Source organism: Bradyrhizobium sp. LMTR 3, from assembly GCF_001693485.1.
Taxonomy (GTDB): Bacteria; Pseudomonadota; Alphaproteobacteria; order Rhizobiales; family Xanthobacteraceae; genus Bradyrhizobium.
Map to the genome: position 1 here is coordinate 139783 of NZ_MAXC01000033.1, position 26319 is coordinate 166101.

A 26319-nucleotide genomic window follows, 5' to 3' on the forward strand; every position below is an offset into this window, starting at 1 on the left:
TCGGCGGTTTGCTCCTCCACAACAAGCCGCGGCTACCTCGCCCCGATCCGGCCCTCAGTCCCGGCCTGCAGCCGCTTGATATTCTCGCTGTGCTTCCAGAACAGCAGCAGCGTCAGCACGACGAACAATGACGCCAGCGCGGGGTGGCCGAACCACCACAGGAAAAGCGGGGTGACGAACGCGGCAACCAGCGCCGACAGTGACGAATAGCGCGTGGTTAAGGCGGTGGCTAACCAGATCAGGCAGAACATCACGGCCCCCGGCCAGAACAGGCCGATCAGCACGCCGATATAGGTGGCGACGCCTTTGCCGCCGTTGAATTTGAGCCAGACCGGGAAGAGATGACCGAGGAATGCGCCGAGCGCAGCCAGCATCGCCGCATCGGCGCCGCCGAAATAGCCTGCGATCATCACCGCAACCGTGCCCTTGAGCATGTCGCCGATCAGCGTCGCAGCGGCGAGGCCCTTGCGCCCGGTGCGCAATACGTTGGTGGCGCCGATGTTGCCGGAGCCGATCGAGCGCAGGTCCTGCGTGCCCGCGACTGTGGTCAGCACCACCCCGAAGGGAATCGAGCCCAGCAGATAGCCGAGAACGAATGCCAACGGCAGCCATACTTCAGGTGACATCGCCGTTACTCCACGCGGGCTGGTTCGGACGAATCAGACGTGTTCATAAACTGTCCGCCCGCCCACGATAGTACGCACGACGCGCCCCGAGAAGCGGGCTTCGTCGAACGGTGTGTTCTTGCACTGCGATTTGAGGTCGGCGGGATCGAGCACCCAGGGCGTATCGGGATCGATGACGATCACGTCGGCCGGGGAACCCGCCCGCAGCGAGCCGCCGGGCAGGCCGAGAAGCTCCGCAGGGCGGGTCGACATCGCCCGGATCAGCGTCCTGAAGTCCATTTCGCCATTGTGGATCAGCCGCAGCGCCGCCGGCAGCATGGTCTGCAGCCCGACCGCGCCGGAAGCCGCTTCCGCGAACGGCAGCCGCTTCACCTCGACGTCCTGCGGATTGTGATCGGACATCACGACGTCGACCAGGCCGGCGGCGACCGCTGCGACAAGGGCGAGGCGGTCCTCCTCGGTGCGTAGCGGCGGCGAAAGCTTCAGGAAGGTGCGATAGGGGCCGATGTCGTTTTCGTTCAGCGTGACGTGGTTGATCGATACGGAAGCGCTGACGTCGAGGCCGGCGTCGCGCGCGCGTTTCAGGATTTCCAGCGACTCGATCGACGACAGCGAGGCCGCGTGATAGCGCCCGCCGGTCAACGCCACGAGACGCATGTCGCGTTCCAGCATCACCGCCTCGGCGGCGTTGGGAATGCCGGCGAGCCCAAGCCGGGCGGCGAACTCGCCCTCGTTCATCACGCCTTCGCCGACGAGATCAGGGTCCTCGGTGTGGTGCACGATCAGCGCGTCGAAATCGCGCGCATAGGTCAGCGCCCGGCGCATCACCTGCGCGTTGGTGACGCTCTTGTCGCCATCGGTAAAGGCGACCGCGCCGGCGGCCTTCAAGAGGCCGATCTCGGTCATTTCCGCACCACCTAGCCCCTTGGTCAGCGCCGCCATCGGGTGGATGTTGACAATCGCGGTGTCGCGGGCCCGGCGCAGCACGAAGTCGACGGTGGCCGAATTGTCGATGACGGGCGAAGTGTCCGGCTGGCAGATGATGGTGGTGATGCCGCCGGCGGCCGCCGCCTGGCTCGCTGAGGCAAAGGTTTCGCGATGGCTGGCGCCGGGTTCGCCGACAAAGGCGCGCATGTCGATCAGCCCCGGAGCGACGATCTTGCCGGCGCAATTGATGATGTCGGTACCTTCAGGCACGCCGGCGGCGCCGATGCCGCGCCGGGAGTCACGGACCGTTCCGTCGGCAATCAGGACGTCGCCGGGGCCGTCAAGGTCCCTGGAGGGATCGACGACGCGGGCATTGGCGAGCAGGATCGGGCGGCGGTCGGTCAGCATGATTTAAGCGTTCGGCAGGTTGCGGGCGAGCGCTTCAAGCACCGCCATCCGCACTGCCACTCCCATTTCCACCTGTTCACGGATCAGCGATTGCGCGCCGTCGGCCACGATCGAGTCGATCTCGACGCCGCGGTTCATCGGGCCCGGATGCATCACCAGCGCGTCCGGCTTGGCGTAAGCAAGCTTCTTCTGGTCGAGGCCGAAATAGTGGAAGTATTCGCCCGACGACGGCACGAAGGAGCCGTTCATGCGCTCGCGCTGCAGCCGCAGCATCATCACGATATCGGCGCCGTTGAGGCCTTCGCGCATGTCGCGCGCGACCTCGACACCCATCCGCTCGATACCGCGCGGCAGCAGCGTGGAGGGGGCGACGACGCGGACGCGCGCGCCCATGGTGTTGAGCAGGAGGATATTGGAGCGCGCTACGCGGGAATGCATGACGTCGCCGCAGATCGCGATCACGAGGCCTTCCAGCCGGCCTTTATTCCGGCGGATGGTCAGTGCGTCCAACAGCGCCTGGGTCGGATGTTCGTGCGCGCCGTCGCCGGCATTGATCACGGAACCGTCAACCTTGCGCGCCAGAAGTTCCACCGCACCGGAGGCGTGGTGCCGCACCACCAGGATATCCGGGTGCATGGCGTTGAGCGTCACGGCGGTGTCCATCAGCGTCTCGCCCTTGCGGATCGAGGACGAGGACACCGACATGTTCATAACGTCGGCGCCAAGCCGTTTTCCCGCCAGTTCGAACGAGGATTGGGTTCGGGTCGATGCCTCGAAAAACAGGTTCACCTGGGTGCGACCGCGCAAGGAGGTGCGCTTTTTGTCCACCTGGCGGTTGAGCTCGACATATTCCTCGGAAAGGTCGAGCAGGCCGGTAATATCGGCAGCGGAAAGCCCCTCGATTCCCAGCAGATGCCGGTGGCCGAGGACGAAGGTCGATTTCGATGCAGGGGTCATTAAAGCGAGAGCTATAGGCAGAGATGCCATGCAGGGCAAGCTTCAAATCCGAGGTGCCGACTTATCCACTAGCGCTTCGGCGACAGGGTAAATGGGCCCCCAGCGTTCCGCGCCAGGGGAATTCCACTAGAATGGCCGGGATCGGCACGCGGTATATCGGGCCATCGAAAACGTGCGGCATTTCATTCATGCATTCGGATCATGTGGGCGCTGGCGTGATCGTCGGCAGGGGTGCTGGAAGGCGGGTGGCACTCGTGGCGATATTCGCGGCGGGTTGCATCGCGAGCGCCGCTGCGCAGGCGCCAAAACTGCCGGCCGGTTTCGTCTATTTGCGCGACATAGATCCGACCATCATCCAGGATATCCGCTACGCCGGTCCGAACAATTTTGTCGGCCGTCCGCTGCGGGGCTATCAGGCTGCCGAATGCGTGGTGAAGCGCGAGGTCGGCATGCGCTTGAAGAGCGTTCAGGAAGAACTCGCGCTGCAGAACCTGTCGCTAAAGATGCTCGATTGTTACCGCCCGGTGCGCGCGGTGGCCGACATGGTGGCGTGGTCGCGCGATGGCCGCGAAACATCGGCGCAGAAGCGCTACAATCCATCGTTCAGGAAAGCCGACCTGTTTCGCCTGGGCTATATTGCTAAACGTTCGGGGCATTCGACCGGTGCGGCGCTCGATCTCACATTGGTTGACCTGAAGGTCGACAATTCGGCAACCTTCGATCCCGCCAAGGATTATGCCGACTGCATCGCCAACGTGAACCTGCGCGCGCCGGAAGGCAGCGTCGACATGGGCACCGGCTATGATTGTTCCGACGCCAAGTCGCATACGGCGGCAAAATCCATCACCGCGGCGCAACGCCGCTGGCGCGAGAAGCTGGTTCAGGTGATGGCGCGGCGAGGATTTGTAAACTATTCGAAGGAGTGGTGGCACTTTTCGCTGCCGGGCGCGGGCGGGCAGGCCTATGATTTCCCGATCACGCCGCGGAAGTGATTTTAACCGTTCCAGGATCAGCCATGAGCCAGGCAACATTTTCGACCCACGAGGTCTTCAACCAGTCGCCGCCATTTTGGGATGTCGATCTATACGTGGCCGACCGGCCGCTGCTCGATGCCGTCGCCGCCAATGGCGGCGCTGCGGCAGAGGTGGAGCTGTCTGATTTCGGCAAGCATTGGGGTTCTGCGGCGATGGCGGAGCGCGGCCACATCGCGAACGAGAATACGCCCAAGCTGCGTGCCTTCGATTCACGCGGCAATCGCCGCGACGAGGTCGAGTTTCACCCGGCCTATCACGATCTGATGGCGCACTCTGCGCATGCCGGCGTGCACAATTCGACGTGGACCGCCGACGGCAAGCCGGCCGGCGGTGCGTCCGAAGTGGTGCGCGCGGCAAAGTTCTACATGGCAGCACAGGTCGAGACCGGGCATCTCTGCCCGATCACTATGACGCGCGCGTCAGTGGCGGCGCTTGCGGAACAGCCTGACCTATTGGCGAAGGTGATGCCGGTCGTCGCGACGCGTTCCTATGACCCGAGCTTTGCGCCGTGGCTGACAAAACGCGGCATGACGCTCGGCATGGGCATGACCGAGAAGCAGGGTGGCACCGACGTCCGTTCCAACATGACGCGGGCGGAACGTGACGGGGACGTCTACCGCATCACGGGGCACAAATGGTTCATGTCGGCGCCGATGTGCGACGCTTTTCTGGTGCTGGCGCAGGCCGAGCAGGGATTGACCTGCTTCTTCATGCCGCGCTTTGCCCCGGACGGTTCGGTCAATTCGATCCGGTTCCAGCGGCTGAAAGACAAGCTCGGCAACCGCTCGAACGCCTCCTCGGAAGTTGAGTTTCACAGCGCCTACGCCGAGCGCGTCGGCGCCGAGGGCAAGGGCATCCGCACCATCATCCAGATGGTGCAGTTGACGCGGCAGGATTGCGCGATCGCGTCTGCCGGCCTGATGCGATCGGGGCTGGCGCATGCGCTGCACCACGCACGGCACCGCAGCGTGTTCCAGAAACATCTCGCCGACCAGCCGCTGATGCAGGCGGTGCTGTCGGACATGGCGCTGCATGTCGAGGCCACCGTCGCGCTTGTGATGCGGCTATGCCGTTCGTTCGATCGCGCTCCCCTGGACGCCAAGCAAGCCGCCTATATGCGGCTGCTGACGCCCGCCATCAAATACTGGGTCTGCAAGAGTGCCCCTGGCTTTCTCTATGAGGCGATGGAGTGCCTCGGCGGCAACGGCTACGTGGAGGAGGGCATTCTGGCGCGGCATTACCGGGAGTCGCCGGTCAATGCGATCTGGGAAGGCTCCGGCAATGTGATGTGCCTCGACGTGCTGCGCGCGCTGTCGCGCGAGCCGGAAGCGGCCTCCGGCATCGTGCATGAACTGACCGGCGAGACGCTCGGATTGCCGGGTGCAGGTGAAGCAACCGCGTTCATCGGCAAGGCGTTCCACCGGCCGGACAGCGAGCGTGTGGCGCGGCTGGCGGTCGAAAAGCTGGCGCTGCTGGCGGCTGCTGCGGCGCTCAATGCCGTGTCGCCGCGGCATGCCGAGCTGTTCGCAGCCACGCGCCTTGCCGGCAACCACGCCGGCATGTATGGCGCGGTCGACCTGGCTCCTGAAGATATCCGCAACCTTTTGGAGCGCGCGTTGCCGTGAATAGGTCTTTCATCGTCATGGCCGGGCTTGACCCGCACAAGGCCGGGCATGACGTCGACGAGAAAGTCACTTGATGGACTCCCTCACCACCGCTAGTCCCGCGGCCGTACCGCCCGCGATCCCCGATCAGCGGCCACGATGCGCCTGGAAATTCTGGCGCACGACGCTGTGGGGCCTGTTCATCTTTGCCGCGATGTTCCTCGGCCAACTCTCGGTCATCATCTATTTTGTGCTGCGGCAGGGCGGATCGTTCGACATCGCTGAGGCGATCCGTGTCATCGGCGGCGGCCTGACCATCTCGCTCTCGGTCATCCTGGGATTGCCCGCAGTGCTGCTGGCGACGTGGATTGCAATCCGACCGACGCGCATACCGTTTGCCGATTATCTAGCGCTGCGCTGGCCCTCATGGCGCGATTTCTTCATCGGCCTCGCTACGCTAGTCATTCTCGTCGGCGGCTGGGACCTGCTGTCGCGCGCGCTCGGGCGCGAGGTGACACCGGGCTTCATGGGCGAGGTCCTGAAAACAGCGCAGGCCGACGGCGCGCTGTGGCTATTGGTGATCGCGTTTGCCGTCGCCGCGCCGATGTGGGAGGAGATCTTCGCGCGCGGGTTTCTCTATCGCGGCTGGTCGGAGTCGCGGCTCGGCGTCGCCGGGGCCATCTTCCTGTCCTCGCTGGCCTGGACTTCGCTGCATCTGCAATACGACTGGTTCTTTTTCGGCGAGGTGTTTTCGATCGGCCTGCTGCTGGGCTATCTGCGCTACCGCGCCAATTCGACCTGGCTGACCGTCGTCCTGCACGGCATCAACAATCTGGCGGCGACCATCCAGACTTTCTGGCTGGCGGGGCAGGGGTAAGGCTCTCTCCCCGTCATTGCGCGCGAAGCGAAGCAATCCATCGCTCCGCAAGCGGAGGAATGGATTGCTTCGTCGCTACGCTCCTCGCAATGACGATCTACGCAACTAAAGCGATCGCAATTGGCATTGTGATGGCCGCCAGAATGGTCTGCAGCGTGATGATCTGGGCCAGCAGCGGTGCGTCGCCGCCCATTTGTCGCGCCAGCACATAGGCCGAGGAAGAGGTGGGCACGGCCGAGCAGACAGCCACGATCACCAGGCTTGAGCCCGATATGCCGAACCACAGCGCCAGCGCGACGCCAAGAACCGGCATCAGGATCAGCTTGAGGAACACCGCAATCGAAGCGGCCAGGCTCGGGCGGAACATACCTGCAAGCTGCAGGCCCGCGCCGGTGACGAGCAGGCCGATGCCGAGGGAGGAGCGGCCGAGCGCCTCGGCGACGTCGTGCCAGACCTGTGGCAGCGGCAGATGCGTGACATTCACCGCAAGCCCGACCGCGCAGGCCCAGATCAAAGGATTCGTCAGCACTGTCATCACGATCGCGCGGAGCGACTGCTTTTCCGGCGTAGCGTAGTGAGCCAGCACCGACACGCTGAAGACATTCACAAGCGGAATGATCGCGACCATGGCGACGGAGGCCAGCGCCAGCCCGGTGTGGCCAAAGAGATTGCTGGAGATGGCGAGCGCGACAAAAGTCTGCCAGCGCGTTGCGCCCTGGAAGATCGAGGTGAAGGCCGGGCCATCGATGTTCCAGCGGGAGAAGAGGGGCCGCAGCGCCAGGCACAAGAGCGACATCACTAGCGCCGAGAGCATCAGCGCGCCGCCGACCCCGGCCACCGGAACGCTGGACAGATCGGCCTTCACCAGCGTCTGGATCAGTAGCGTCGGGAACAGGACGTAATAGGTGAGCCTCTCCAGCCCGTGCCATTGCGTGTCAAGCCGCATCAGGCTGCGCTTGAGGACGAAGCCGAGCACGATCAACAGAAACACCGGCAGCAGCGCCGAGATCACCACCGCCATGCTCAGCGATCCCTGCGCAGTTTTGCGAGCCGGTCCAGCGCGCCCTGCAGGATGAAGATCGCGGCGTGCTCATCGATCACCTCGGCGCGGCGGGCGCGGGAAACGTCCATTCCGATTAGCTCACGCTCGACCGCCGCGGTTGAGAGCCGCTCGTCCCATAAGGCAATGGCAAGCCCGGTGAGATTGGAGAAATTGCGGGCAAAGGCGCGTGTCGATTGCGCGCGCGGCCCCTCGCTGCCGTCCATGTTGATGGGCAGCCCAAGCACGAAGCCGACCGCGTTGCGCTCGCCTGATATCGCGAGCAGCCGCGCCGCGTCGGCCTTGAAGGCCTTGCGCTGGATGGTCTCGACACCGGTCGCTAGCCGGCGATCGGGATCGGACACGGCGACGCCGATGGTCTTGGTGCCAAGATCGAGGCCGATCAGGGCGCCGCGCTCGGGCCAATGGGTGACGGCGTCGATCAACGGAAGAATAGGGGCGGGCATCGCCCCGCTTAACACGCGCCGCGGCGCGCACGCAAAGCCGATGGTGGCGTGGCATCCATGCGAGAAGGCCACGCCACGCTTGATCTTACCGGATCGCGACCGGGTTGATCATGCTCTGCACGCCGCCCTTGAAGCGCGGCTGTCCGAGCACGAACAGGAACTCATAGGCCTTGTCCTTGGCGAGTTCGGCCGTGTCCATGTTCTCCAGAATGTAGGTGCCGTTCATCGGCAACAGGACCTGGTGCACCTCGAAGACGTTCTTGGTCTCGAACGGCACCGCCTCGAGGCCCCAGGTATCGGCACCGACGGCGACGACGCCCTTGCCGGCGAGGTACTTGGCGCCTTCGACGCCGAGACCGGGTTCGCCGGCGCCAAAGCGCTTGTCGTCCTTGCCGATCAGGCTGAGCCAGCCGGTATGGAAGATCACGACGTCGCCCTGCCGGATCTCGACGCCCTGTTTCTTCGCGACTTCCTCGATCTCCTTGGTGTTGAAGGCGGTGCCCTCCTTGACCACGTCGGTATTGTAGTGGGCTGCCATGTCGAGCAGTACGCCACGGGTCACCATCGGCGGAATCTTTTCGACGCCGAGCTTCTTCAGCCCGGTCGGATCGGCGAAATCGGCGAGCTTGTTGCCGTTGTAATAGACATGCTCGACGCCAATGTGGCCGAGGCCGTCGAGCTGGCTGCCGACGCCGGCCCAGCCCTCGATGATGTCGTCATTGTAGGTGGTCTTGGTCGGCCCCAAGCCGGGAATGCCGGCCTGGCCGGGCTGCACGATCGTGACCTTGAAGGCCCGCGGCGGGTACGCTGGGGTCTTGGAGTCGACGGGGATGCCAAGCGCGTAGGTCTTGCCGGTCTTCACCAAGCCCGCTGCCTTCACGACAAGTTCGGGCTTCATGTAGTTGGCGGCGCCGATCTCGTCGTTCGGTCCCCATTTCGATTTCGTCCAGTCTTGAGCGCTTGCCGTTCCGGCCGTACCCAACAGGGCAACAGAACAGCACAATACGTACGCAACGTGCATCGCAAGTCCCTCCCAGATTGACGTTATGGTTTTTGGTAGCTAGCGGCTCATACTAACGTAGCGGTGCGCGGCGGCTAGAAATTTTTCGAGCCGATGCGTGTGTTGCAATTGAAGGCCGCGAGTGCTGCGGCGCTGGCATTCAGGCGGCGATGACCTCGCCGCTATTTTCCAGGCAGGCGACAAAACCCTGCAGGGCGCTGTATTGATGGGCCGTGCGACGGGTGATGAAAAGCGTCTCGACGCGTGCCTGCGCCGGGTTCAGCGTGTGGACGTTGACGGTTTCGTTCCGCCCGACGACGGCGCGCGGCAGCAGCGTCACGCCCATATCGGCGGCGACGCAGCCGATCATGCCGTCGAGCGTGCCGAGTTCGAACCGCGCCGAAGACGGCCAGCCGAATTCCGAGAACACCTGTTCGAGCCGCTGCCGGTACGTGCAGCCGATGCGGAAGACCAAGGCGGTCGGACCCGAGCCCGGCGTGCCTGCGCGTAAAGCACTGAGGCTCTGCCAGCGCCGTGCCGTGACCAGCACCAGTTCTTCGCGGAAGGCGAGCGTCGTGTCGAGTTCGGCATGCTCGATCGGACCGGCAACGAATGCGCCGTCAAATTTGCCGTTGAGCACGCCGGCCACGAGGTCAGCCGTTGTCGAGGTCCGCAGGCTCAATTGAACAGCGGGGAAGCGGCGATGGAATTCGGCGAGCAAAGAGGGCAGGCGTACCGCGGCCGTCGTTTCCATCGAGCCAATCGAAAGCGGCCCCTTCGGCTCGCCATCGTCGCGCGCGGCCAGCACAGCCTCGCGCGACAGCGCCGCCATCCGGTCGGCATAGGGAAGCAGGCGGCGGCCGGCGCCGGTCAGCGTCATGCCGCGGCTATGCCGTTCGAACAGCGCGGTGCCGATCTCGGCTTCGAGCGCCTTCACGCGCTGGGTGACGTTGGATTGCACGGTGTTGAGTTCGTCGGCGGCGCGGGTGATGCCGCCGAGCCGGGCCACGGCCGAGAAGGTGACGAGATCGCTCAGCTCCATGGCGAGCTCCGTTTCTTTCTAGAGATGGTAGGGTTCTATAGTATTCATTTTTAGAGAAGGATAGTTCGATCTAAATTGCCTGTCCAGTTTGCAGGGAATGGACATGCCGATCTCCACGCCGTTGACCGCCCGTCTGGGCATCCAGCATCCGATCCTGTCGGCGCCTATGGATGTGATTGCGGGCGCGCGTCTCACCTCGGCCGTCAGTGCTGCCGGAGGGTTCGGCATTCTCGGCGGCGGCTATGGCGACCGGGCATGGCTCGAGCAGGAGACGGCCAAGCTTGCCGATCTATCCGATCCCTTCGGCATTGGCTTCATTACCTGGAGCCTTGCCAAGCAGCCGGCACTCCTGGATGTCGCGCTTGAAGCCGGTCCACGCGCGATCATGCTCTCGTTCGGCGATCCCACACCTTTCGCACCGCGCGTCAAATCATCGGGCGCGTTGTTGATCTGCCAGGTTCAGGACGAGGACATGGCGCGACAGGCGCTCGATGCGGGCGCCGAGATTCTGATCGCGCAGGGAACGGAAGCCGGCGGCCATGGTGCGTCGCGCAGCACGATCGACATTGTGCCGGCGATAGTTGATCTGGCGGCCGGCCGGGTGCCAGTCGCAGCAGCAGGCGGGATAGGCGACGGCCGCGGGCTTGCGGCGATGATGATGCTGGGCGCTTCCGGCGTGCTGCTCGGCACCCGCTTTTATGCCAGCCAGGAATGCGACGGCGCGGACGAAGCCAAGCGGCGCATCTGTGCCGCAACCAGCGGCAACAGCGTCCGCGGTATCATTTTCGATCTGTCGCGCAACAATGTCTGGCCGGCGCCGTTTACCGGCCGCTGCCTGATCAACGATCATGCGCGGCGCTGGATGGGACGCGAGGTCGAACTGATGCAGAACATCAAGGCGGTCGCCGCCGAATATGCGGCAGCGAGAGCGGCAGGCAATTTCGATATCGCTGCCGTCATCGCGGGCGAAGCCGTCGGGCTGATTCACGATATCCCGCCGGCCGGCGAGATCGTTGACAGGATCGTTACCGAGGCGGAGCAGATATTGGGCGGACGGCGGAATTCCGTCGCCGCTTCTTCTTTCCCTTCTCCCCTTGTGGGAGAAGGTGGCGCGGACATAGTCCGCGCCGGATGAGGGGTATGTCTCCGCGGATAAAACCCCTCACCCGTCTCGAATGAGCTTCCGCTCATTCGATCCACCCTCTCCCACAAGGGGAGAGGGTACAGCGGCCGAGCAACCTAACTAGCGAGCACAATCATGTGGCCAGACCGCCGGATCATCGACCTCTTCAAGACCGAATTTCCGATCGTGCTGGCGCCGATGGCCGGCGTCATGGACGCCGAACTCGTGATCGCCGCAGCCCAGGGCGGTGCGCTGGGTTCGCTGCCATGCGCGATGATTTCGGTCGAGAAAGCGCGCGAGCAGGTCAACATCATCCGCCAGCGCGTCACCGCGCCGGTCAACATGAACTTCTTCTGTCACAAGCCGGTCGATGCCAATCCCGCGCGCGAGGCCGGTTGGAAGGCGCGGCTTGGCTCCTATTACAAGGAATTGGGTATCGATCCTGCCACGCCCATCAGCGCCGCCAACCGCGCACCGTTCGACGAGGCGATGTGTGCGGTGGTGGAAGAACTGAAGCCGGAAATCGTCAGCTTCCACTTCGGCCTGCCGGATCCGGCGCTGGTCAAGCGCGTCAGGGCGGCGGGTTGCCTCGTGATGTCCTCGGCAACCATCGTGAAGGAAGCGATCTGGCTGGAGGAGAACGGCGCCGACGTCATCATCGCGCAAGGCGCCGAAGCCGGCGGCCATCGCGGCATGTTCCTGACCGACAATATCGCCCAGCAGCCCGGCACGTTTGCGCTGGTGCCGCAGGTGGTCGACGCAGTGAAAGTGCCTGTGATCGCGGCCGGCGGCATCGCCGATGGGCGCGGCATTGCGGCGGCGTTCGCGCTCGGCGCATCCGGCGTGCAGATCGGCAGCGCCTATCTGCGCTGCCCGGAATCCAAAGTGATCGGACCGGTTCGCACTGCGCTAGCCCAGTCGCATGATGATTCCACCGTCATCACCAATGTCATGACCGGCCGTCCTGCGCGTGGCGTTGCCAACCGTGTCATGCGCGAGGTCGGACCGATCTCGCCGGACGCGCCCGCATTCCCCCATGCCGCAACCGCGCTTGGGCCGCTGAAGGCAGCAGCCGAAAAGCTCGGCAGGGTCGATTTCACCAGTCTGTGGGCCGGGCAGGCGGTGCGGATGGGGCGCGAGATGCCGGCGGCGGAATTGACCCGCTCGCTCGCAGGCGCTGCGCTAGCGCGGTTCAGTGCGTTGAGCGGCTAGTACCGCTGCACAGTGATTTTGACCGGCTGAATCTGCGATCAGGCTAGCTCCGGCACTTGTTTGGGATCAACGAGCAGCTCGATGTTGCGTCTCCGTGTTGAAGTCAAAACGTCCCAGCAATGGGTGCCGGACCGAACCGGTAGTTCAAGCCGAATGTGAAGGAATTAACCTTCAGGTCGACATCGAAGGGCGTCGGCGGTTGGCCCGCGGCCGTGATGCTGCGCGTCTCCGTTCCGAAATCCATGAAGCTGTATTCGAGCCGAGCCGTCCAGCGGCCGGCGATTGCCCACTCCACGCCGGCGCCAATTACCCATCCGGAGCGTGTGTCGTTGGCATCCGAGATCGGTATCGACGCCCCCAGCAAGGTAGAGTCGGTCGCGTAGCGCTCACCGGCCAGCGCCCAGCCGCCCTTGACGTAGGGGAGCGAGCTGCCGAGCGGGAGGCCGACACGGCCCGTGACCGTCGCAAGCCAATCGATGTCACTGCTGAGCCGGATGGTCGCGTTGAAGGGCGGAGGCGCACTGATCGGCAGAATGCTTCCCGTTGTATTGGCCCACGCTCCCTGAGCCTCAATGCCGAGCGCCCAACCGCCAGCTTGATAATTGAAGCCCACCTGACCGCCGGCAATGAAGCCGGCAGCATCCACACGAAACACACTGCCGGGGAGATTGGGCGGACCCAGATTGGCCGTGGGATCGAATAATTCCGTGCTGGTCCAAGCGCCGCCGATATGGGGACCGAGATAGAAGCCGGTCCAGTTGTACCCGAGAGCCGGCCTAAGATCTGGCGCCCGGGTTGCGGCGCGATCGGGCGTGCTTGCGGCCGCACCCGCCGGGAAGAGGTAGGACAAGCCGAGATAGGCCGTGTGCGTCTGCTGGTCCACCGAGAACCTGAACTGCTCGGCATTTACGCCGGTTGTGCCGAAGAAGGTGAAATCGGTGCTCTCATACTTGGAATAGCGGTACTCTCCGCGCAGCATCCAGTTGTCGGCCACCCTCCATTCCAAGCCGCCGCCTACCGTCCAGCCAACGAGGATATCCGACGCCGATTGGGTGCGGTTCCCGATGACCCCGAGACCGGGAACCAAGAGGGATGGACACAAGCTCACAGGCGCCAGCGGACCGGCACACGACGCGCTCACCTTCCTGCTGGTCCACGACGGGCCGCCGGTGGCGTAAAGCAGAAGATCAGGCGCGGCGAGATAGCCGAGGCGGGCGCGCACACTGGTATCCCACTCGTCCTTCACGGAGGCGGTGTCGGCGAGCCCTGGAGCGAAGACAGCAAGGCTGCCCGGTATGCCGATGCGGCGCCTGCCGTTGTCGCCCCAGCCGAGGTCGGCCTCGACGCCGAGCACCCAATGCGCGATCTGCCAGTTGTAGCCGAGATAGGCGCTGATTCTCGCATCGTTCAGGTCGAAGCCCGCCGGATTGCTGGTCGCGAACGGCGCGCGGGCGGTCTCGTCTTCTCCCAGTGCCGTCGTTATCCAATTGGCGTCGGTCCAGCGGCCGCCAAGTCCGACGCCGAGGTAGAAGCCGGACCAAGTAGGGAGAGATGCGGGAGGAGGCACACCGCCGTCAAGGTCTGCCGCGGCTGCCGAACGCCCGGCCAAGCCCCCTGCGAGTACAAGCCCCGCCAGCAAGATACGCATCATCGCCGAGCCTCCTCGGAGGATCGCTGCTTATTCTCACCTTGGCGCAACTAGAATGGGGGCCGGAGCTTCGCGCTAGTGTGCCGGAAGCACACCGATACAGAAAAACTGATGTACGGCATATGCTAGGCCAGGACGTCCTGCACACGCTGCAGGCGGCGCATCGCAGATTCAACCGGTCAATTACTGTGCAGCGCTACTAGCTGGCGGCTTGGAGCGGGTTTTGTGCTGTCCTAGTGTGCCGGTTCGTCGCGGTGGACCTCAAGATGCTCAACCGCCAGCGACCTGTAATGCGCCGCCATCTCCTTGTAATGCTGCTTTGAGATGGGGTCGGTCGCATTTTCGGCACGGCGCTCGAACATTTCCGCCTTTTCCCGCAGGATTTTAGCCTGGGACATGGCTCTTCTCCCGATTGGGTCAGGTTAGGCAGGCGAGGTAGATGATGGCGACGCCGAGAACGGTCCCGATGGACCAGAGGGCCGGATCCCAGCTTTCCGATCCGGCGCGGTCATTTTCGATGGTCGACACGACGCGGCCTCCCGATGTTCCGGCCGCGACTTTCATCCCCCGACTGTTTCAGGATGACTACGTCAATCGATAAAAATGGTTTCGTCGGGGCGCTTTTGCGCAGGAAATCTGCGCTTCGCACACAAAATCTTGTGCATCAGGGCAGGGCGACCGAAAGGGCGTGTGGCCGCCTGTTCCCGCGGTTGCGGCGCAAAAGCGGCCTCTGCTATACGGCGGGTGCGAATTCCCCGTTTGAGGCCTATATTTATGTCCGTTGATGCCGCCACCGTTCGCCGCATCGCGCATCTGGCGCGGATTGCGGTCACCGAGGCCGAGGTTCCCCATCTGCAGGGCGAGCTGAACACCATGCTGGCTTTCGTGGAGCAGCTTTCGGAAGTGAACATCGACGGCGTCGAGCCGATGACCTCGGTGACTCCGATGGAAATGAAGAAGCGGCAGGATGTGGTCAATGACGGCGAGATTCCCGACGACATCGTCAGGAATGCGCCGGAGACGCAAAACCATTTCTTCCTGGTGCCAAAGGTGGTCGAATAAGGCCATAGCGTTTTCGAGCGAAGTGGGTACCGGTTCGCGTTAAGAAAACGCATCAAACAAAGAAGCTCTGTTTTGAGATCGGAAGTCCGATGTGTCTGCTCTGCGACGATGAAAAGGCCTATCAGTCGTATATGGATTATCTTGACGCGATGGCGCGGCAGGGCAAGGCCGCCGATCCCGACAAGGCGATGGATGCCGTGCTGGATCAGCTCGAGGCCGCCGACAAGGCGCGCGCCCAGGAATCGAATAGCCCCGCCAACGACAAGACGCTTTCTCCGTTCTTCTGCAGCCCGATCAATAAATGACCGACCTGACATCTCTGACGATCGCGGAGGCCCGCGAGGGCCTCGCGAGCAAGTCTTTCACCTCGCTCGAACTGACGGACGCGCATCTCGCCGCGATCGAAGCGGCGCGCTCGCTCAATGCCTTCGTGCTGGAAACGCCGGACCAGGCCCGCGCCATGGCGCGCGCGGTCGATGCGAAGATTGCCAAGGGCGAGGGCGGGCCGCTTGCCGGCATTCCGCTCGGCATCAAGGACCTGTTCGCAACGAGAGACGTGCGCACCACCGCGTGCTCGAAAATCCTCGGCAACTTCGTGCCGCCGTATGAATCCACCGTGACCTCGCAGCTCTGGCGCGACGGCGCGGTGATGCTCGGCAAGCTCAACAACGACGAATTCGCGATGGGCTCGTCGAACGAGACCTCATGCTTCGGCCCCGTGGTCAATCCGTGGCGACGCGAGGGTTCCAACACCACGCTGGTGCCGGGCGGCTCGTCCGGCGGATCGGCATCCGCCGTGGCAGCGCTGCTCTGCATGGGCGCGACTGCGACCGACACCGGCGGTTCAATCCGCCAGCCGGCCGCCTTCACCGCAACCGTCGGCGTCAAGCCGACCTACGGCCGCTGCTCGCGCTGGGGCATCGTGGCGTTCGCATCCTCGCTCGACCAGGCCGGTCCGATCGCGCGCACGGTGCGCGATTCCGCGATCCTGATGCGCTCGATGGCGGGCCACGACCCGAAGGACACGACCTCCGTCGACATCGGCGTGCCCGACTACGAAGCCGCGATCGGCAAGTCGGTGAAGGGTATGAAGATCGGTATCCCGAAAGAGTATCGCCTCGACGGCATGCCGGCTGAGATCGAAAAGCTCTGGAGCGAAGGCGCGGCATGGCTGAAGGCGGCCGGCGCCGAACTGGTCGAGGTGTCGCTGCCGCATACCAAATACGCGCTGCCGGCCTATTACATTGTGGCGCCGGCGGAAGCCTCGTCGAACCTCGCGCGCTACGATGGCGTGCGGTACGGCCTGCGCGTGCCGGCACGCAGCATCGGCGAGTTGTACGAGAACACCCGCGCGGAAGGGTTTGGCGATGAAGTGCGCCGCCGCGTCATGATCGGCACTTATGTGCTCTCGGCCGGCTATTACGATGCCTATTATCTGCGCGCGCAGAAAGTGCGCACCCTGATCAAGAAAGATTTTGAAGATTGCTTCGCCAAGGGCATCAGCGCGATCCTGACGCCCGCGACGCCCTCGGCCGCCTTCGGCGTCGGCGAAAAGGGCGGCGCCGATCCCGTCGAGATGTATCTCAACGACATCTTCACGGTGACGGTGAACATGGCGGGGCTGCCGGGCATCGCCGTGCCGGCCGGCAAGGATGCGCAGGGACTGCCGCTTGGCCTGCAGTTGATCGGCCGTCCGTTCGATGAGGAGACGCTGTTCTCGCTTGGCGAAGTCGTGGAGCAGGCGGCCGGCCGCTTCACCCCGCCGCGCTGGTGGTGACATGCCGGATTTCCGCGCCAGCCTGACGGATGCAGCGCCCGCGCCGGGCCTCGAGCCGCCGCTGGCCGCGTTGTGGTGGGCTGCCAAGGGCGACTGGGATCGGGCGCACAAGATCGTGCAGGATGAAGGCACCGCCGAGGCCGCCTGGGTGCATGCCTATCTGCACCGGGTCGAAGGCGATCTCGGCAACGCCGGCTACTGGTATCGCCAGGCCGGCCAGCCGGTGGCGAAGGATTCTCTGGAAGCCGAATGGGAGCGGATCGTGTCCGCGCTGCTCGGAGGTGGAAAAGCATGACCGTGTCAGTCAAACCGGGAAAATTGATCAAGGGCCAGACCGGCGACTGGGAAGTCGTGATTGGGATGGAGGTGCACGCCCAGGTCACCTCGAAGTCAAAGCTGTTCTCCGGCGCTTCGACCGAATTCGGCGGCGAGCCCAACAGCCATGTGTCGCTGGTCGATGCCGCGATGCCGGGCATGCTGCCGGTCATCAACGAGGAATGCGTCAAGCAGGCTGTCCGAACCGGGCTCGGCCTCAACGCCAAGATCAACCTGCGTTCGGTGTTCGACCGAAAAAACTATTTCTATGCGGACTCGCCGCAGGGCTACCAGATCAGCCAGTACAAATCGCCTGTTGTGGGCGAGGGCGAGATCGTCGTCGAGCTCGACGGCGGCAGGACTGCCACCATCGGTATCGAGCGGCTGCATCTGGAACAGGATGCAGGCAAATTGCTGCATGACCAGTCACCGACGATGTCCTATGTCGACCTCAACCGCTGCGGCGTGGCGCTGATGGAGATCGTCTCCAAGCCCGACATCCGCGACGCCGAGCAGGCCAAGGCCTATGTGACCAAGCTGCGCTCGATCCTGCGCTATCTCGGCACTTGCGACGGCGACATGGAGAAGGGGTCCTTGCGCGCCGACGTCAACGTGTCCGTGCGAAAGCCCGGCGGGCCGCTCGGTACCCGCTGCGAGATCAAGAACATGAACTCGATCAACTTCATCGGCCAGGCGATCGAGTACGAGGCCCGGCGTCAGATCGAGATCATCGAGGATGGCGGCACGATCGACCAGGAGACGCGCCTGTTCGACCCCAACAAGGGCGAGACGCGATCGATGCGCTCCAAGGAAGAGGCGCACGACTATCGTTATTTCCCCGATCCCGACCTGCTGCCGCTCGAGTTCACGCAAAGCTATGTCGATGAGCTCAAGGCGAAGCTGCCGGAATTGCCGGACCAGAAGAAGGCACGCTTCATCGAGAGCCTCGGCCTGTCGCCCTATGATGCCGGCGTGCTGGTCGCCGAGCGGGAGAGCGCAGTGTTCTATGAGACCGTGCTCGCGGGGCTCGCCGACAAGGCGCGCGACGGCAAGCTCGCCGCCAATTGGGTGATCAACGAGCTGTTCGGACGCCTCAACAAGGAAGGCCATGGCATTGGAGATTCGCCAGTGTCGGCGGCGCAGTTGGCCGCGATCGTCGGCCTGATCGGCGAGGGCACGATCTCCGGCAAGATCGCAAAGGACCTGTTCGAGATCGTCTGGACCGAAGGCGGCGACCCGCGCGAGCTGGTCGAAGCGCGCGGCATGAAGCAGGTCACCGATCTCGGTGCGATCGAGAAGGTCGTCGACGACATCATCGCCGCCAATCCGGACAAGGTCGCGCAGGCGAAAGCCAAGCCGCAGCTCGCCGGCTGGTTCGTCGGCCAGGTGATGAAGCAGTCCGGCGGCAAGGCCAATCCGCAAGCAGTCAACGATCTCCTGAAGGCGAAGCTCGGCATCTGAAGCGTCCCGTAACGGGACGACTCCGTCGTTGACGGCGCCGCGACTGATGCGTGCGAGCGCGTTTCGATCGTCGATCGCGATCTGAAATTCACCTGCGCGCCCGATAGCGCAGTTGCGAATCGGTGTTCGCGATTCGCAAAAAAGTTCGGTTTTGGCGAGCGGCGATGAGACGCCAGCGCTGTGTCCACGAAAATTTTTTTATTGCCAAAATTTGCGACTCAGAGTCCGTGCACACGATGTTTTCGCGGCATCAGTGAGTCGCGACGACATCGAGTGCGCATCGAACGTGGTTGGCGCGAATTCAAGAAAGCGCTGCGGCACAGGCGATTCTTGCAATCTTGACAAACGCCGATGTCGGTCGTTGCGGCACTTTTTGCATCGACGCGCGAGCATGTCGTTGCGTCGCCGACTGCAGCGCTGTGCGCGCTCTCACATTGCCGCGTCAACACTTCCTTAAGCGGGACGCTGTTTTTTTGAATGTGTTGGTGTATTCGGGATGTAGTGCATCTCGATTCCCGAGTGCACGCAGCGACTAAGCCATCTCACTACATTAGGAGGGCAACATGGCCAAGAAAGCTAAGAAGGCGAAGAAAGCGAAGAGCGCAGTGAAGAAGACTGCGAAGAAGACCCGCAAGGTCGCCAAGAAGAAGAAGTAAGTTCGCTTCTTTGAAAATTGCCGGCGGCTCGATGCCGGCACGTCACCCGAGCCCCAAGACGAAACGCTGAAGGCTCTGGTCGACGAAAGAGGGTGTCGGCGAGACATCAGGTCAAACGGCTGGATCGTATTTCGGAAGAGCTTGCTCTTTCAAACCGGTCCGGCAGAAGAAACAGGTTTTCTTCGTTCGGTGCGGGCATCCTTAACTGCCCGCAATTTCATCGGGCCAAAAGCCCGGTTTGAAATCTGGTCCTGACGTGTTCGCCGACGCCCTCGTTCCCTTGGGGCGTCGTACCCGCGCTCGGGAACGCCCGCTCTCGCTGGAGCGCTCCGACAGCCCGCGCATCAGGCGTCCGGCGCTGAAGTTTCCCAAATTCACTTCATCGTTCACAGGCGCCGACGGTTCGGTTCCGCCTGTCGCGCCGATTCAGGCGCGTTTCGGTGGCCGGCGCGCCTTGAACTCCTGCATGGCTGCAGAGCTGCGCGACACCGGGTCATCTGGGAACCGTCAACGCTTCGGTCGGGTGACGGGTGATGATGACACCGACATTGGCCGCAATGGTTATCGTTCCGCGAAACCGCAGGGTAAACCGACTTTCACGATTGGCCACTTCTCCTTGTGCCGCAGATACTTCTGCGATTTTCGTGTCAACGGCGCAAGGTGCGCGTTTACACCCCGTTCATCGCGAACCTTAAACTGCTCTTCAAATTTGTTCGGCCATGATCATCCCAACAACAGACCGGAAAACGGTACGCGCATGATCCGCCAAAGTGTGGGTGGTTTGGCGATCAGATCATGCGCTCTTCTAATAATGGGCGCGCGATCGGACGCAAAACCGGTTTCCACTTTTGCTGATCGCGCGCTGGGGAAGTCAACAGTGGACAGGGGCCGCGCTCGGGGGAGGGCGGCAACGATAAGAAGGGGAGCTACATATGTTTCAGGGGCAGATCGATCTCGACACCGCAATTCCGGTGGAGGCGACCGCGATTCCGGACGTGCTGTTCGAGCGCGGCCTTTACTGGGCGAGCGGCCGTTCCGGCGTGGTCAATCTCGTCGCGGCCCACAAATGGTTCAATCTCGCCGCGCTGAAGGGACGCGCGGATGCAATCTCCATGCGCCGCGAGGTCGCCGCCATGATGTCGGATGCCGAAATCGCCACCGCACAGCGCGAGGCGCGTGCGTGGATGACGGCGCATTGAAAGTCGCCGGCGTCACGCCGGCGGCTCTCCGTTGGCAAAGGCAGCATTTCTTCGCTTTCTTGCCGCTCCCGCAGGGACATGGATCGTTACGTCCGACGTGGCGCCAGGGATTTCTGACCGGCTCGTTCGGATACACGAAATCGGCCCAGGACGATTTCTCGTCGCCTGCTTCGAACACATCGTCTTCGGACCGGCGCGCCCAATCCATCGATACCAGCACGTCCTCGATGTATCCCAGATTGATCTGCGCGAACCGGCCGATGTCGTCGGGCGCACTTTCGGCGTCGGCAAGATCCTCATCGAACTGAGGGCGATCGATCCACTCGGGGATACGGTCTTTGCGGAAGGTCTTGTCAACCAGCGGCACCAGATCACGCAGGCCGAGCAGGGCGATCGCCCGCAGCCAGCCGACCCAGGCCTGATCGCCGTCTTCTGCCGGCCGTTCCTCATGGAACCGGACAAGAAATCCCTTCAGCCGATCGCGCTCGATGCGGCGCTCCCATGCCAGGAAGGTCGCTGCACCAAACAATGCTTCACGGATGAATCCGTCGACCGAGCTGTCGGCGATCAAGGCTAACAAGCCGTCGGTATCGCCGTCGATACGCCAGCGACGATTTTAGCCAGGCTCTCGGTGACGGTGTCGCCGAGCAGCAGGTCGACTTCTTCATAGGGACGGCGCAGCAGACGCAGCGGCGGCTGGCACGCTTCGCGGTTGCGAGCTCCGCCCAGGATATGAAGCCCGCGGAACAGCAGCAGGCTGTCATCGTCTGACAAGACCTCGCCATCCGCAGCTCTCTCGAGGACGGCGAGCAATTTCGGCGCGGCTTCTCGCCGTACAAACTGCGATGGCGAAATCAGGAAGGTCCGGTTCGGTCGTCGCGACGGTGGTCCAGGCAACGTCGCCCTGGCGTATGTCTCCCGCAAAACCAATGCCGCTCACAGCGGCAGCAAAGGATGTAATAACGACCTTTCGTAACGGCCTTGCTTCGCTTCTTCGTCCAGAAGACTCGGTACTCGTTCTGATCGACCACCAGCCTTACCAACTCGCGAACGTGAACAGCCACGAACCCCAGATGGTGATCAACAATACGGCGGGTCTGGCGAAGGCCGCCAAGGCCTTCGGCGTCCCCACCATCCTAACCACCGTGATTGCTGAGCGGGGCGGTCTCCTCTTCCCTCAGATCACGGATGTTTTCCCAGGCCAGGAAGTGATCGACCGGACGTTCATCAACACCTGGGAGGATCAGAAGGTGGTGGACGCGGTCAGGTCGCCATCAAGCGCATGATCGCCGCCGGCGCGAACATGATGACCTGGCTGGCGCTGGCGGCCGAATGGCAGCGCGACTGGGCTCGGACAGATCAAAGCCGTCGCGTTGACGGAAGTGATCACGCAGCATGCCGGCGGTAGCGGCATCGCGTTCCTGTGGGAGCAGCAGTTGCTCAACACGCCGGTGCCGAGCGCCGCTGGTTGATTTGAGCGGCGATGCAGAGATTCTCGAGCGGCGCGTTGCGAGAAAGCTGATTGCTTATCGAGCCTCGTCATCCCCTCTCAATAGGAAGGCCGTCCATGCCCTAATGCACGCGGTCGGCATGATCAACGACCACCAGCCGCGCTGCTTTCTTCGCGGAGGTTCAGGGCCAGGCGGACGCGCGTGGTCGGGCACTCGGTCCAACCATTTCCCGCGACTGCAGCGGACACCGCTGCCTAGCGGTCAGTTTCTGCGAATGACCGGGACGTTTGCGATTGCTCGACCCGCTGATCGTGCCTTCGATGATCGTCCCCAGCGCAATAAGGCGCTGGTGATCGAGGCGATGACCTCACTGTTTGTCACGATGCGTCGGCAGTGGAACGCCTCGACGCTCCAAATTACATCCAGCACAATCCCAACATTCCCCAAGGTCGCGAGGCGTTGCAGGCGCTCGTCGCTGACCTGTCGCAGGCCGTCTACTCCGAGCCCGGCCTAATCGTCGCTGAAGGCGATTTCGTCGCCATCCACGGCCGCATCCGCGGCTGGGCAGACGAATCGCAGGTGGTGATCGATCTCTTTCGGGTTGAGGGCGGCAAGCTAGCCGAGCATTGGGACGTCGACTGAGCGACCCGAGACATAGGTGACATTTCGTACCGGACACATGGGACACTTTCCGCTTTTTGGTCGGGAGGTGTTGATGCCGTGGAAAGCGAGTTCGGTCATGGAAGAATGCCTTCGCTTTGTCGCTCGGCTTCTCGACGGAGAGGCCATGACGGATGTGTGCCGGGATTTCGGGGTATCTCGCAAGATCGGCTACAAGATCTATGGCCGCTACAAGGAGCAGGGGCTGGAGGCCCTGACGGACCGGTCGCGGCGACCGGTGCGCTACGCCAACCAATTACCGCACCAGGTCGAAAGCCTGATTGTCCGCCTCAAGGCCGAGAAACCACACTTGGGCGCCCGCAAGATCCGCGAGCTGCTGGTGCGTCGGCTCGACGGCGATGTCAGGGTTCCGGCCAAAAGTACCATCCATACGGTTCTCGACCGCCATGGCCTTGGTCAAGCGCGCCGGCGGGCCGCGCCACCGCGCGCGGCACGCCTCCCGCCAAGGGCGTGGCGCCCAATGATCTGTGGTGTGCCGACTTCAAAGGCGAGTTCAAGCTCGGCAATGGCCGGTATTGCTACCTGCTGACCGTGACAGACCATGCGTCCCGCTATCTGCTTCTCTGCGAAGCCCTCGGTTCGACCCGCGAGGACACGGCCTGCATCGCCTTTGAGCGGCTGTTCTGCGAGCACGGCTTGCCCTTGGCCATTCGCTCCGACAACGGCGTGCCCTTTGCCAGTCCCAATGCCCTGTTCAATTTGTCAAAGCTGTCGGTCTGGTGGCTTCGGCTCGCATCGCCATCGAACGCATCAAGCCGGGTCATCCGCAGCAGAACGGCCGCCACGAGCGCATGCACCTCACCCTCAAAAAAGAAGCAACACGGCCGCCGGGCTTCAACAGCCTGCAGCAGCAGGATCGCTTCGACGCCTTCGTAGGTGAGTTCAACACTGAACGGCCGCACGAGGCGCTCGACATGAAGTGCCCCGCCGAACTCTACACCGCCTCACCACGCCGCTACGACGGATTGCCCGAACTGTCTTATCCGTTCCACGATCGCGACGTGCTCGTCACCGCCTGCGGCCGCCTCTGCTTGCACCGAAAAAGGATCAACATCTCCACCGTGCTGGCAGGTCAGAGACTGGGCATCAAGGAGGTCGACGAGGGCATTTGGCTCGCCAGCTTCATGCACCATGATTTGCGATACTTCGACCAGGAGCAGAAAACCTTGCAGCCCCTCGACAACCCGTTCGGCACGAGGTTGTCACCCATGTCTTAGGTACGTTTCTTAGGTACGTTCCGTTACCCATGTCTCCGGGCCGGACAGATGGCAAATGGCGGAGCCGGAGGGATTCGAACCCTCGATAGGGCTTTACAACCCTATAACGGTTTAGCAAACCGCCGCCTTCAGCCACTCGGCCACAGCTCCATGAGGGCGGATATGCCCGACGCGAGGGCGAGCCGCAAGCGGCAGATTCAGGTTACGCCGGGGCTATTTGGTGGCGGTGCCGCCACAGGCGTTCCTGCCGTGTCGATCCCGCATCCCGCGGAGCAGATCACACCGCTTCTTTTCCTCTGACCATGACGGCGGGGGCGTCGGCTCCAGCCTTTATACTTGTCATGAATCGCCCAAACCGGCTGCCGCACGTCGCCTTTTCTTATGCGTTTGTTCAATGCGGATTCGGCGAATCCCACCATTCGATTCGACGCGATGACATCGTTCGGAGGGCAGAACCGCTTGCTGCGCTGCCCACGCAGCAACTCACGTGTCAAATAGAACTAATCAAAAATGTCTATTGGATACAAAGGCTTGCAGAAAAACTTCGATCACAAACACGTGTTATTTGTGCAACACCCTTCGGAAAAGGGGCGGAGTCGGGCCGCTCGAAGCGGTTCCTTTGTTGCTTGTGCAGGAGTCCTCGGTAATTGTGATCGGGCGACGGAGGGGGGCATCCCGAGGTCGTCCCGTTTTAGGTGGTTCGCTTAAGTCCCTCGCGTTCATGCGGGAGTGTCCGAAGGCGCGAAGCGACTAAGCGGGTTCAGGGGACAAGGGAACCAACCTTAGGGTGTTTCACCCAGCGGATCCGGAACCTTCCCTACAGAGCAACTTTTGGAGGTTTAGCATGAAGATGGTTAAGAGCCTTATTCTCGGCTCAGCGGCGGGTCTGGTCGCCATGAGCGGAGCACAGGCGGCCGATCTTCCCGTCAAGGCCAAAGCGGTCGAGTACGTGAGGATCTGCTCCCTTTATGGTGCGGGTTTCTTCTATATCCCCGGCACCGACACCTGCATGAAGATCGGTGGTTACCTACGCATTGACACCACGTTCAACGGCAACGTCTACGGTGGTCCGGCCTGGAGCGGCGATCTCGGTCAGGGTAACCGCTACCGCGATTACTTCGCTAGCCGTTCTCGTTTGGCGCTCACAGTTGATACGCGTACCGCCACTGAATACGGTGTTGTCCGCACCTTCGGCCAGGGTAACTTCCAGTTCAACAACTTCGGCACGGCCAACCCGAGCGCACTTGCCTCGTTCCCGGGCGGTGCTTCCAACGCGCTCAACACCGCGGGTGGCGGCTACGTCGCGGTCGACCAGATCTTCCTGCAGTTCGCCGGCTTCACCTTCGGTAAGTCGGTGTCGGCTTTTGCGACGCCCTGGAACGGCTATCCGGGCAACAACAACTCGTTCTTGATGGGTGGCCCCGACTACGTCACCGGCGTCAACAACATCCAGTACACCGCTCAGTTCGGAAACGGCGTGTCGGCCACCATCGGCCTCGATGATCCGACCCAGTACGGCCGTACCTCCCTGCTGAACCTCGGCGTGGCCGCCACACCCGCAGGGTTTGCATTGGGTGCTGTCCAGGCCACGGCCGCTGGTGCTAACGCCTACGGCGGAACGCATGCTCCCGACATCGTCGGCAACATCCGCGTCGACCAGGCCTGGGGTCTGTTCCAGATTTCGGGTGCTGCGCATCTCGTGAACGCTTCCTACAACATCCTCAACGTTGGCGGCACTCCGAACAATCTGTCGGAAATCTCCGGTCACCCCGACGACAAGTGGGGCGGTGCGGTGATGGCAGCCTTGCAGATCAAGAACCTGCCGACCGGCGCGGGTGACGACATCAAGATCGATGCCACCTACTCCAAGGGTATGACGAAGGCCGTGGTCGCCACGAGCGGTACCTCGCCGAACTTCGCGATGTTCGGTTCAACCGGCCTTGCGGGCGGTTACCAGAGCATCGGCTTCGGCCAAACGGCTGACGGGGTTTTCCTGCCCGGGTTTATTACCGGCGGTCTTACCGGCGACATCAAGCTGGTGGATGCATGGGGTATCCGTGGTGCGTTCAACCACAACTGGGATCCCTTCTGGTCGACCAGCCTCTGGGGCAGCTACGGTTCGGTGCGCTACGGCGGCGACGCTCTGGACATCCTTACCGCCAAGGGTCAGTTCTGCGCGAGTTTCAACTTCGGCAAGGTCGTGTCTGCAGACTATAGCTGCAACCCCGACTTCAACTTTGCCCAGGTTGGTGTGGTCACCCGCTGGACTCCCGTTAGGAACCTGACCTTCTCGGCTGAAGTCGGCGCGTTCTTCCTCGACCAGAAGTTCACGGGCTCTGCCATTCTGACGCCGGCGGCTCCGAAGCCGACCGCTGTGTACGAGTTCAGGGACCAGAGCACCGTCTTCCTGAACGTTCGCGCTCAGCGTAACTTCTGATCCTGAAAGACTTGAAACACTAGGAGAACCCCCGGCAGGCAACTGCCGGGGGTTTTTCATTGTGGGTATGGTTCGTGGCACGGACAAAGGGCGGCGCAT

Annotated in this window: 23 protein-coding genes, 1 tRNA gene and 3 pseudogenes; 16 read left to right on the forward strand and 11 right to left on the reverse strand. The window is 62.9% G+C overall.

Features of this window, described 5'->3' with window-relative positions:
• Positions 1-32: 32 nt before the first annotated feature.
• From plsY to LMTR3_RS21445, 3 genes are read right to left on the reverse strand one after another with little or no spacing between them, the layout of a single operon-like run.
• A complete protein-coding gene (plsY, locus tag LMTR3_RS21435; protein ID WP_057845685.1) occupies positions 33-626 on the reverse strand; it encodes a glycerol-3-phosphate 1-O-acyltransferase PlsY in 594 nt (197 codons plus the stop codon).
• Between the two features lie 33 nt (positions 627-659).
• Positions 660-1961, reverse strand: coding sequence for a dihydroorotase (locus tag LMTR3_RS21440; protein WP_065747002.1), 1302 nt, complete (start codon positions 1959-1961; stop codon positions 660-662).
• Between the two features lie 3 nt (positions 1962-1964).
• Positions 1965-2918 (reverse strand): aspartate carbamoyltransferase catalytic subunit, encoded by a 954-nt coding sequence (locus tag LMTR3_RS21445; protein WP_028345624.1) that lies wholly within the window; start codon positions 2916-2918, stop codon positions 1965-1967.
• 188 nt (positions 2919-3106) lie between these two features.
• Between LMTR3_RS21445 and LMTR3_RS21450 the strand changes: the two genes are divergently transcribed.
• From LMTR3_RS21450 to LMTR3_RS21460, 3 genes are all read left to right on the forward strand, one after another.
• Positions 3107-3910, forward strand: a complete 804-nt coding sequence (locus LMTR3_RS21450; protein WP_084029776.1) for a M15 family metallopeptidase — start codon at positions 3107-3109, stop codon at positions 3908-3910.
• 23 nt (positions 3911-3933) lie between these two features.
• Entirely contained in the window at positions 3934-5577 is a 1644-nt protein-coding gene (locus LMTR3_RS21455) for an acyl-CoA dehydrogenase family protein (protein ID WP_065747003.1), read from the forward strand.
• A gap of 73 nt (positions 5578-5650) precedes the next feature.
• Positions 5651-6433, forward strand: coding sequence for a CPBP family intramembrane glutamic endopeptidase (locus LMTR3_RS21460; protein WP_065747004.1), 783 nt, complete (start codon positions 5651-5653; stop codon positions 6431-6433).
• A 97-nt stretch (positions 6434-6530) separates the two neighbouring features.
• On the opposite strand, the gene LMTR3_RS21465 is transcribed toward LMTR3_RS21460, so the two are convergent.
• From LMTR3_RS21465 to LMTR3_RS21480, 4 genes are all read right to left on the reverse strand, one after another.
• Positions 6531-7454, reverse strand: a complete 924-nt coding sequence (locus LMTR3_RS21465; RefSeq protein WP_065747005.1) for an AEC family transporter — start codon at positions 7452-7454, stop codon at positions 6531-6533.
• Positions 7455-7456: 2 nt separating this feature from the next.
• Entirely contained in the window at positions 7457-7939 is a 483-nt protein-coding gene (gene ruvX / locus LMTR3_RS21470; protein WP_057845848.1) for a Holliday junction resolvase RuvX, read from the reverse strand.
• Positions 7940-8024: 85 nt separating this feature from the next.
• A complete protein-coding gene (locus LMTR3_RS21475; protein WP_065747006.1) occupies positions 8025-8960 on the reverse strand; it encodes a cyclase family protein in 936 nt (311 codons plus the stop codon).
• A 139-nt stretch (positions 8961-9099) separates the two neighbouring features.
• Positions 9100-9981: a LysR family transcriptional regulator gene (locus tag LMTR3_RS21480; protein WP_065747007.1), complete on the reverse strand. Its 882-nt coding sequence runs from the start codon at positions 9979-9981 to the stop codon at positions 9100-9102.
• 103 nt (positions 9982-10084) lie between these two features.
• Here LMTR3_RS21480 and LMTR3_RS21485 point away from each other — a divergent pair, with 103 nt between their 5' ends.
• Entirely contained in the window at positions 10085-11116 is a 1032-nt protein-coding gene (locus LMTR3_RS21485) for an NAD(P)H-dependent flavin oxidoreductase (protein WP_065747354.1), read from the forward strand.
• Positions 11117-11239: 123 nt separating this feature from the next.
• Positions 11240-12316, forward strand: coding sequence for an NAD(P)H-dependent flavin oxidoreductase (locus tag LMTR3_RS21490; protein ID WP_065747008.1), 1077 nt, complete (start codon positions 11240-11242; stop codon positions 12314-12316).
• Between the two features lie 103 nt (positions 12317-12419).
• Here the strand turns inward: LMTR3_RS21490 and LMTR3_RS21495 are convergent, their stop codons facing one another.
• Entirely contained in the window at positions 12420-13967 is a 1548-nt protein-coding gene (locus LMTR3_RS21495) for an outer membrane protein (protein WP_065747009.1), read from the reverse strand.
• Between the two features lie 230 nt (positions 13968-14197).
• Positions 14198-14362, reverse strand: a complete 165-nt coding sequence (locus LMTR3_RS38640; protein ID WP_176721965.1) for a hypothetical protein — start codon at positions 14360-14362, stop codon at positions 14198-14200.
• Positions 14363-14738: 376 nt separating this feature from the next.
• On the opposite strand from LMTR3_RS38640, the gene gatC reads away from it, so the two are divergent.
• From gatC to LMTR3_RS40360, 7 genes are all read left to right on the forward strand, one after another.
• Complete coding sequence (gene gatC / locus LMTR3_RS21500; protein WP_065747010.1) at positions 14739-15026, forward strand: Asp-tRNA(Asn)/Glu-tRNA(Gln) amidotransferase subunit GatC; 288 nt, start codon at positions 14739-14741, stop codon at positions 15024-15026.
• Positions 15027-15115: 89 nt separating this feature from the next.
• Positions 15116-15331 (forward strand): hypothetical protein, encoded by a 216-nt coding sequence (locus LMTR3_RS21505; protein ID WP_065747011.1) that lies wholly within the window; start codon positions 15116-15118, stop codon positions 15329-15331.
• Positions 15328-16803, forward strand: a complete 1476-nt coding sequence (gatA, locus tag LMTR3_RS21510; protein WP_065747012.1) for an Asp-tRNA(Asn)/Glu-tRNA(Gln) amidotransferase subunit GatA — start codon at positions 15328-15330, stop codon at positions 16801-16803. The genes LMTR3_RS21505 and gatA overlap by 4 nt, the downstream gene beginning before the upstream one ends.
• Before the next feature lies 1 nt (position 16804).
• Entirely contained in the window at positions 16805-17098 is a 294-nt protein-coding gene (locus LMTR3_RS21515) for a hypothetical protein (RefSeq protein WP_065747013.1), read from the forward strand.
• The gene (gatB, locus tag LMTR3_RS21520) at positions 17095-18579 is read left to right on the forward strand and encodes an Asp-tRNA(Asn)/Glu-tRNA(Gln) amidotransferase subunit GatB (protein WP_065747014.1); all 1485 of its coding nucleotides are present in this window, start codon (positions 17095-17097) and stop codon (positions 18577-18579) included. The genes LMTR3_RS21515 and gatB overlap by 4 nt, the downstream gene beginning before the upstream one ends.
• 1588 nt (positions 18580-20167) lie before the next feature.
• Positions 20168-20434, forward strand: coding sequence for a hypothetical protein (locus tag LMTR3_RS37860; protein WP_065747015.1), 267 nt, complete (start codon positions 20168-20170; stop codon positions 20432-20434).
• 31 nt (positions 20435-20465) lie between these two features.
• Positions 20466-21011, forward strand: a complete 546-nt coding sequence (locus LMTR3_RS40360) for a hypothetical protein (RefSeq protein WP_210184727.1) — start codon at positions 20466-20468, stop codon at positions 21009-21011.
• Here the strand turns inward: LMTR3_RS40360 and LMTR3_RS40075 are convergent.
• Entirely contained in the window at positions 21008-21208 is a 201-nt protein-coding gene (locus tag LMTR3_RS40075; protein ID WP_245319967.1) for a hypothetical protein, read from the reverse strand. The genes LMTR3_RS40360 and LMTR3_RS40075 overlap by 4 nt on opposite strands.
• Positions 21209-21363: 155 nt before the next feature.
• Between LMTR3_RS40075 and LMTR3_RS21540 the strand changes: the two are divergent.
• From LMTR3_RS21540 to LMTR3_RS21550, 3 pseudogenes are all read left to right on the forward strand, one after another.
• Positions 21364-21906: pseudogene (locus LMTR3_RS21540) on the forward strand (isochorismatase family protein).
• A 369-nt stretch (positions 21907-22275) separates the two neighbouring features.
• Positions 22276-22527 (forward strand): annotated as a pseudogene (locus LMTR3_RS21545) (nuclear transport factor 2 family protein); the annotation flags it as partial.
• 73 nt (positions 22528-22600) lie between these two features.
• Positions 22601-23783, forward strand: a pseudogene (locus LMTR3_RS21550) (integrase core domain-containing protein).
• 56 nt (positions 23784-23839) lie between these two features.
• Here LMTR3_RS21550 and LMTR3_RS21555 read toward each other — a convergent pair.
• Positions 23840-23933, reverse strand: a tRNA-Ser gene (locus LMTR3_RS21555).
• Positions 23934-24627: 694 nt separating this feature from the next.
• On the opposite strand from LMTR3_RS21555, the gene LMTR3_RS21560 reads away from it, so the two are divergent.
• Positions 24628-26220: a porin gene (locus LMTR3_RS21560; RefSeq protein WP_065747018.1), complete on the forward strand. Its 1593-nt coding sequence runs from the start codon at positions 24628-24630 to the stop codon at positions 26218-26220.
• Positions 26221-26319 lie beyond the last annotated feature (99 nt).

Coding starts and splice junctions, on each gene's coding strand:
- LMTR3_RS21485 (WP_065747354.1), top strand. CDS start 10,085: ATGCCGATCTCCACGCCGTTGACCGCCCGTCTGGGCATCCAGCATCCG.
- LMTR3_RS21450 (WP_084029776.1), top strand. CDS start 3,107: ATGCATTCGGATCATGTGGGCGCTGGCGTGATCGTCGGCAGGGGTGCT.
- LMTR3_RS21495 (WP_065747009.1), bottom strand. CDS start 13,967: ATGATGCGTATCTTGCTGGCGGGGCTTGTACTCGCAGGGGGCTTGGCC.
- LMTR3_RS37860 (WP_065747015.1), top strand. CDS start 20,168: ATGTTTCAGGGGCAGATCGATCTCGACACCGCAATTCCGGTGGAGGCG.
- gatC (WP_065747010.1), top strand. CDS start 14,739: ATGTCCGTTGATGCCGCCACCGTTCGCCGCATCGCGCATCTGGCGCGG.
- ruvX (WP_057845848.1), bottom strand. CDS start 7,939: ATGCCCGCCCCTATTCTTCCGTTGATCGACGCCGTCACCCATTGGCCC.
- plsY (WP_057845685.1), bottom strand. CDS start 626: ATGTCACCTGAAGTATGGCTGCCGTTGGCATTCGTTCTCGGCTATCTG.
- LMTR3_RS21460 (WP_065747004.1), top strand. CDS start 5,651: ATGGACTCCCTCACCACCGCTAGTCCCGCGGCCGTACCGCCCGCGATC.
- LMTR3_RS21475 (WP_065747006.1), bottom strand. CDS start 8,960: ATGCACGTTGCGTACGTATTGTGCTGTTCTGTTGCCCTGTTGGGTACG.
- LMTR3_RS21490 (WP_065747008.1), top strand. CDS start 11,240: ATGTGGCCAGACCGCCGGATCATCGACCTCTTCAAGACCGAATTTCCG.
- LMTR3_RS21505 (WP_065747011.1), top strand. CDS start 15,116: ATGTGTCTGCTCTGCGACGATGAAAAGGCCTATCAGTCGTATATGGAT.
- gatB (WP_065747014.1), top strand. CDS start 17,095: ATGACCGTGTCAGTCAAACCGGGAAAATTGATCAAGGGCCAGACCGGC.
- LMTR3_RS21560 (WP_065747018.1), top strand. CDS start 24,628: ATGAAGATGGTTAAGAGCCTTATTCTCGGCTCAGCGGCGGGTCTGGTC.
- LMTR3_RS21445 (WP_028345624.1), bottom strand. CDS start 2,918: ATGACCCCTGCATCGAAATCGACCTTCGTCCTCGGCCACCGGCATCTG.
- LMTR3_RS21455 (WP_065747003.1), top strand. CDS start 3,934: ATGAGCCAGGCAACATTTTCGACCCACGAGGTCTTCAACCAGTCGCCG.
- LMTR3_RS21465 (WP_065747005.1), bottom strand. CDS start 7,454: ATGGCGGTGGTGATCTCGGCGCTGCTGCCGGTGTTTCTGTTGATCGTG.
- LMTR3_RS21480 (WP_065747007.1), bottom strand. CDS start 9,981: ATGGAGCTGAGCGATCTCGTCACCTTCTCGGCCGTGGCCCGGCTCGGC.
- LMTR3_RS38640 (WP_176721965.1), bottom strand. CDS start 14,362: ATGTCCCAGGCTAAAATCCTGCGGGAAAAGGCGGAAATGTTCGAGCGC.
- LMTR3_RS21440 (WP_065747002.1), bottom strand. CDS start 1,961: ATGCTGACCGACCGCCGCCCGATCCTGCTCGCCAATGCCCGCGTCGTC.
- LMTR3_RS21515 (WP_065747013.1), top strand. CDS start 16,805: ATGCCGGATTTCCGCGCCAGCCTGACGGATGCAGCGCCCGCGCCGGGC.
- gatA (WP_065747012.1), top strand. CDS start 15,328: ATGACCGACCTGACATCTCTGACGATCGCGGAGGCCCGCGAGGGCCTC.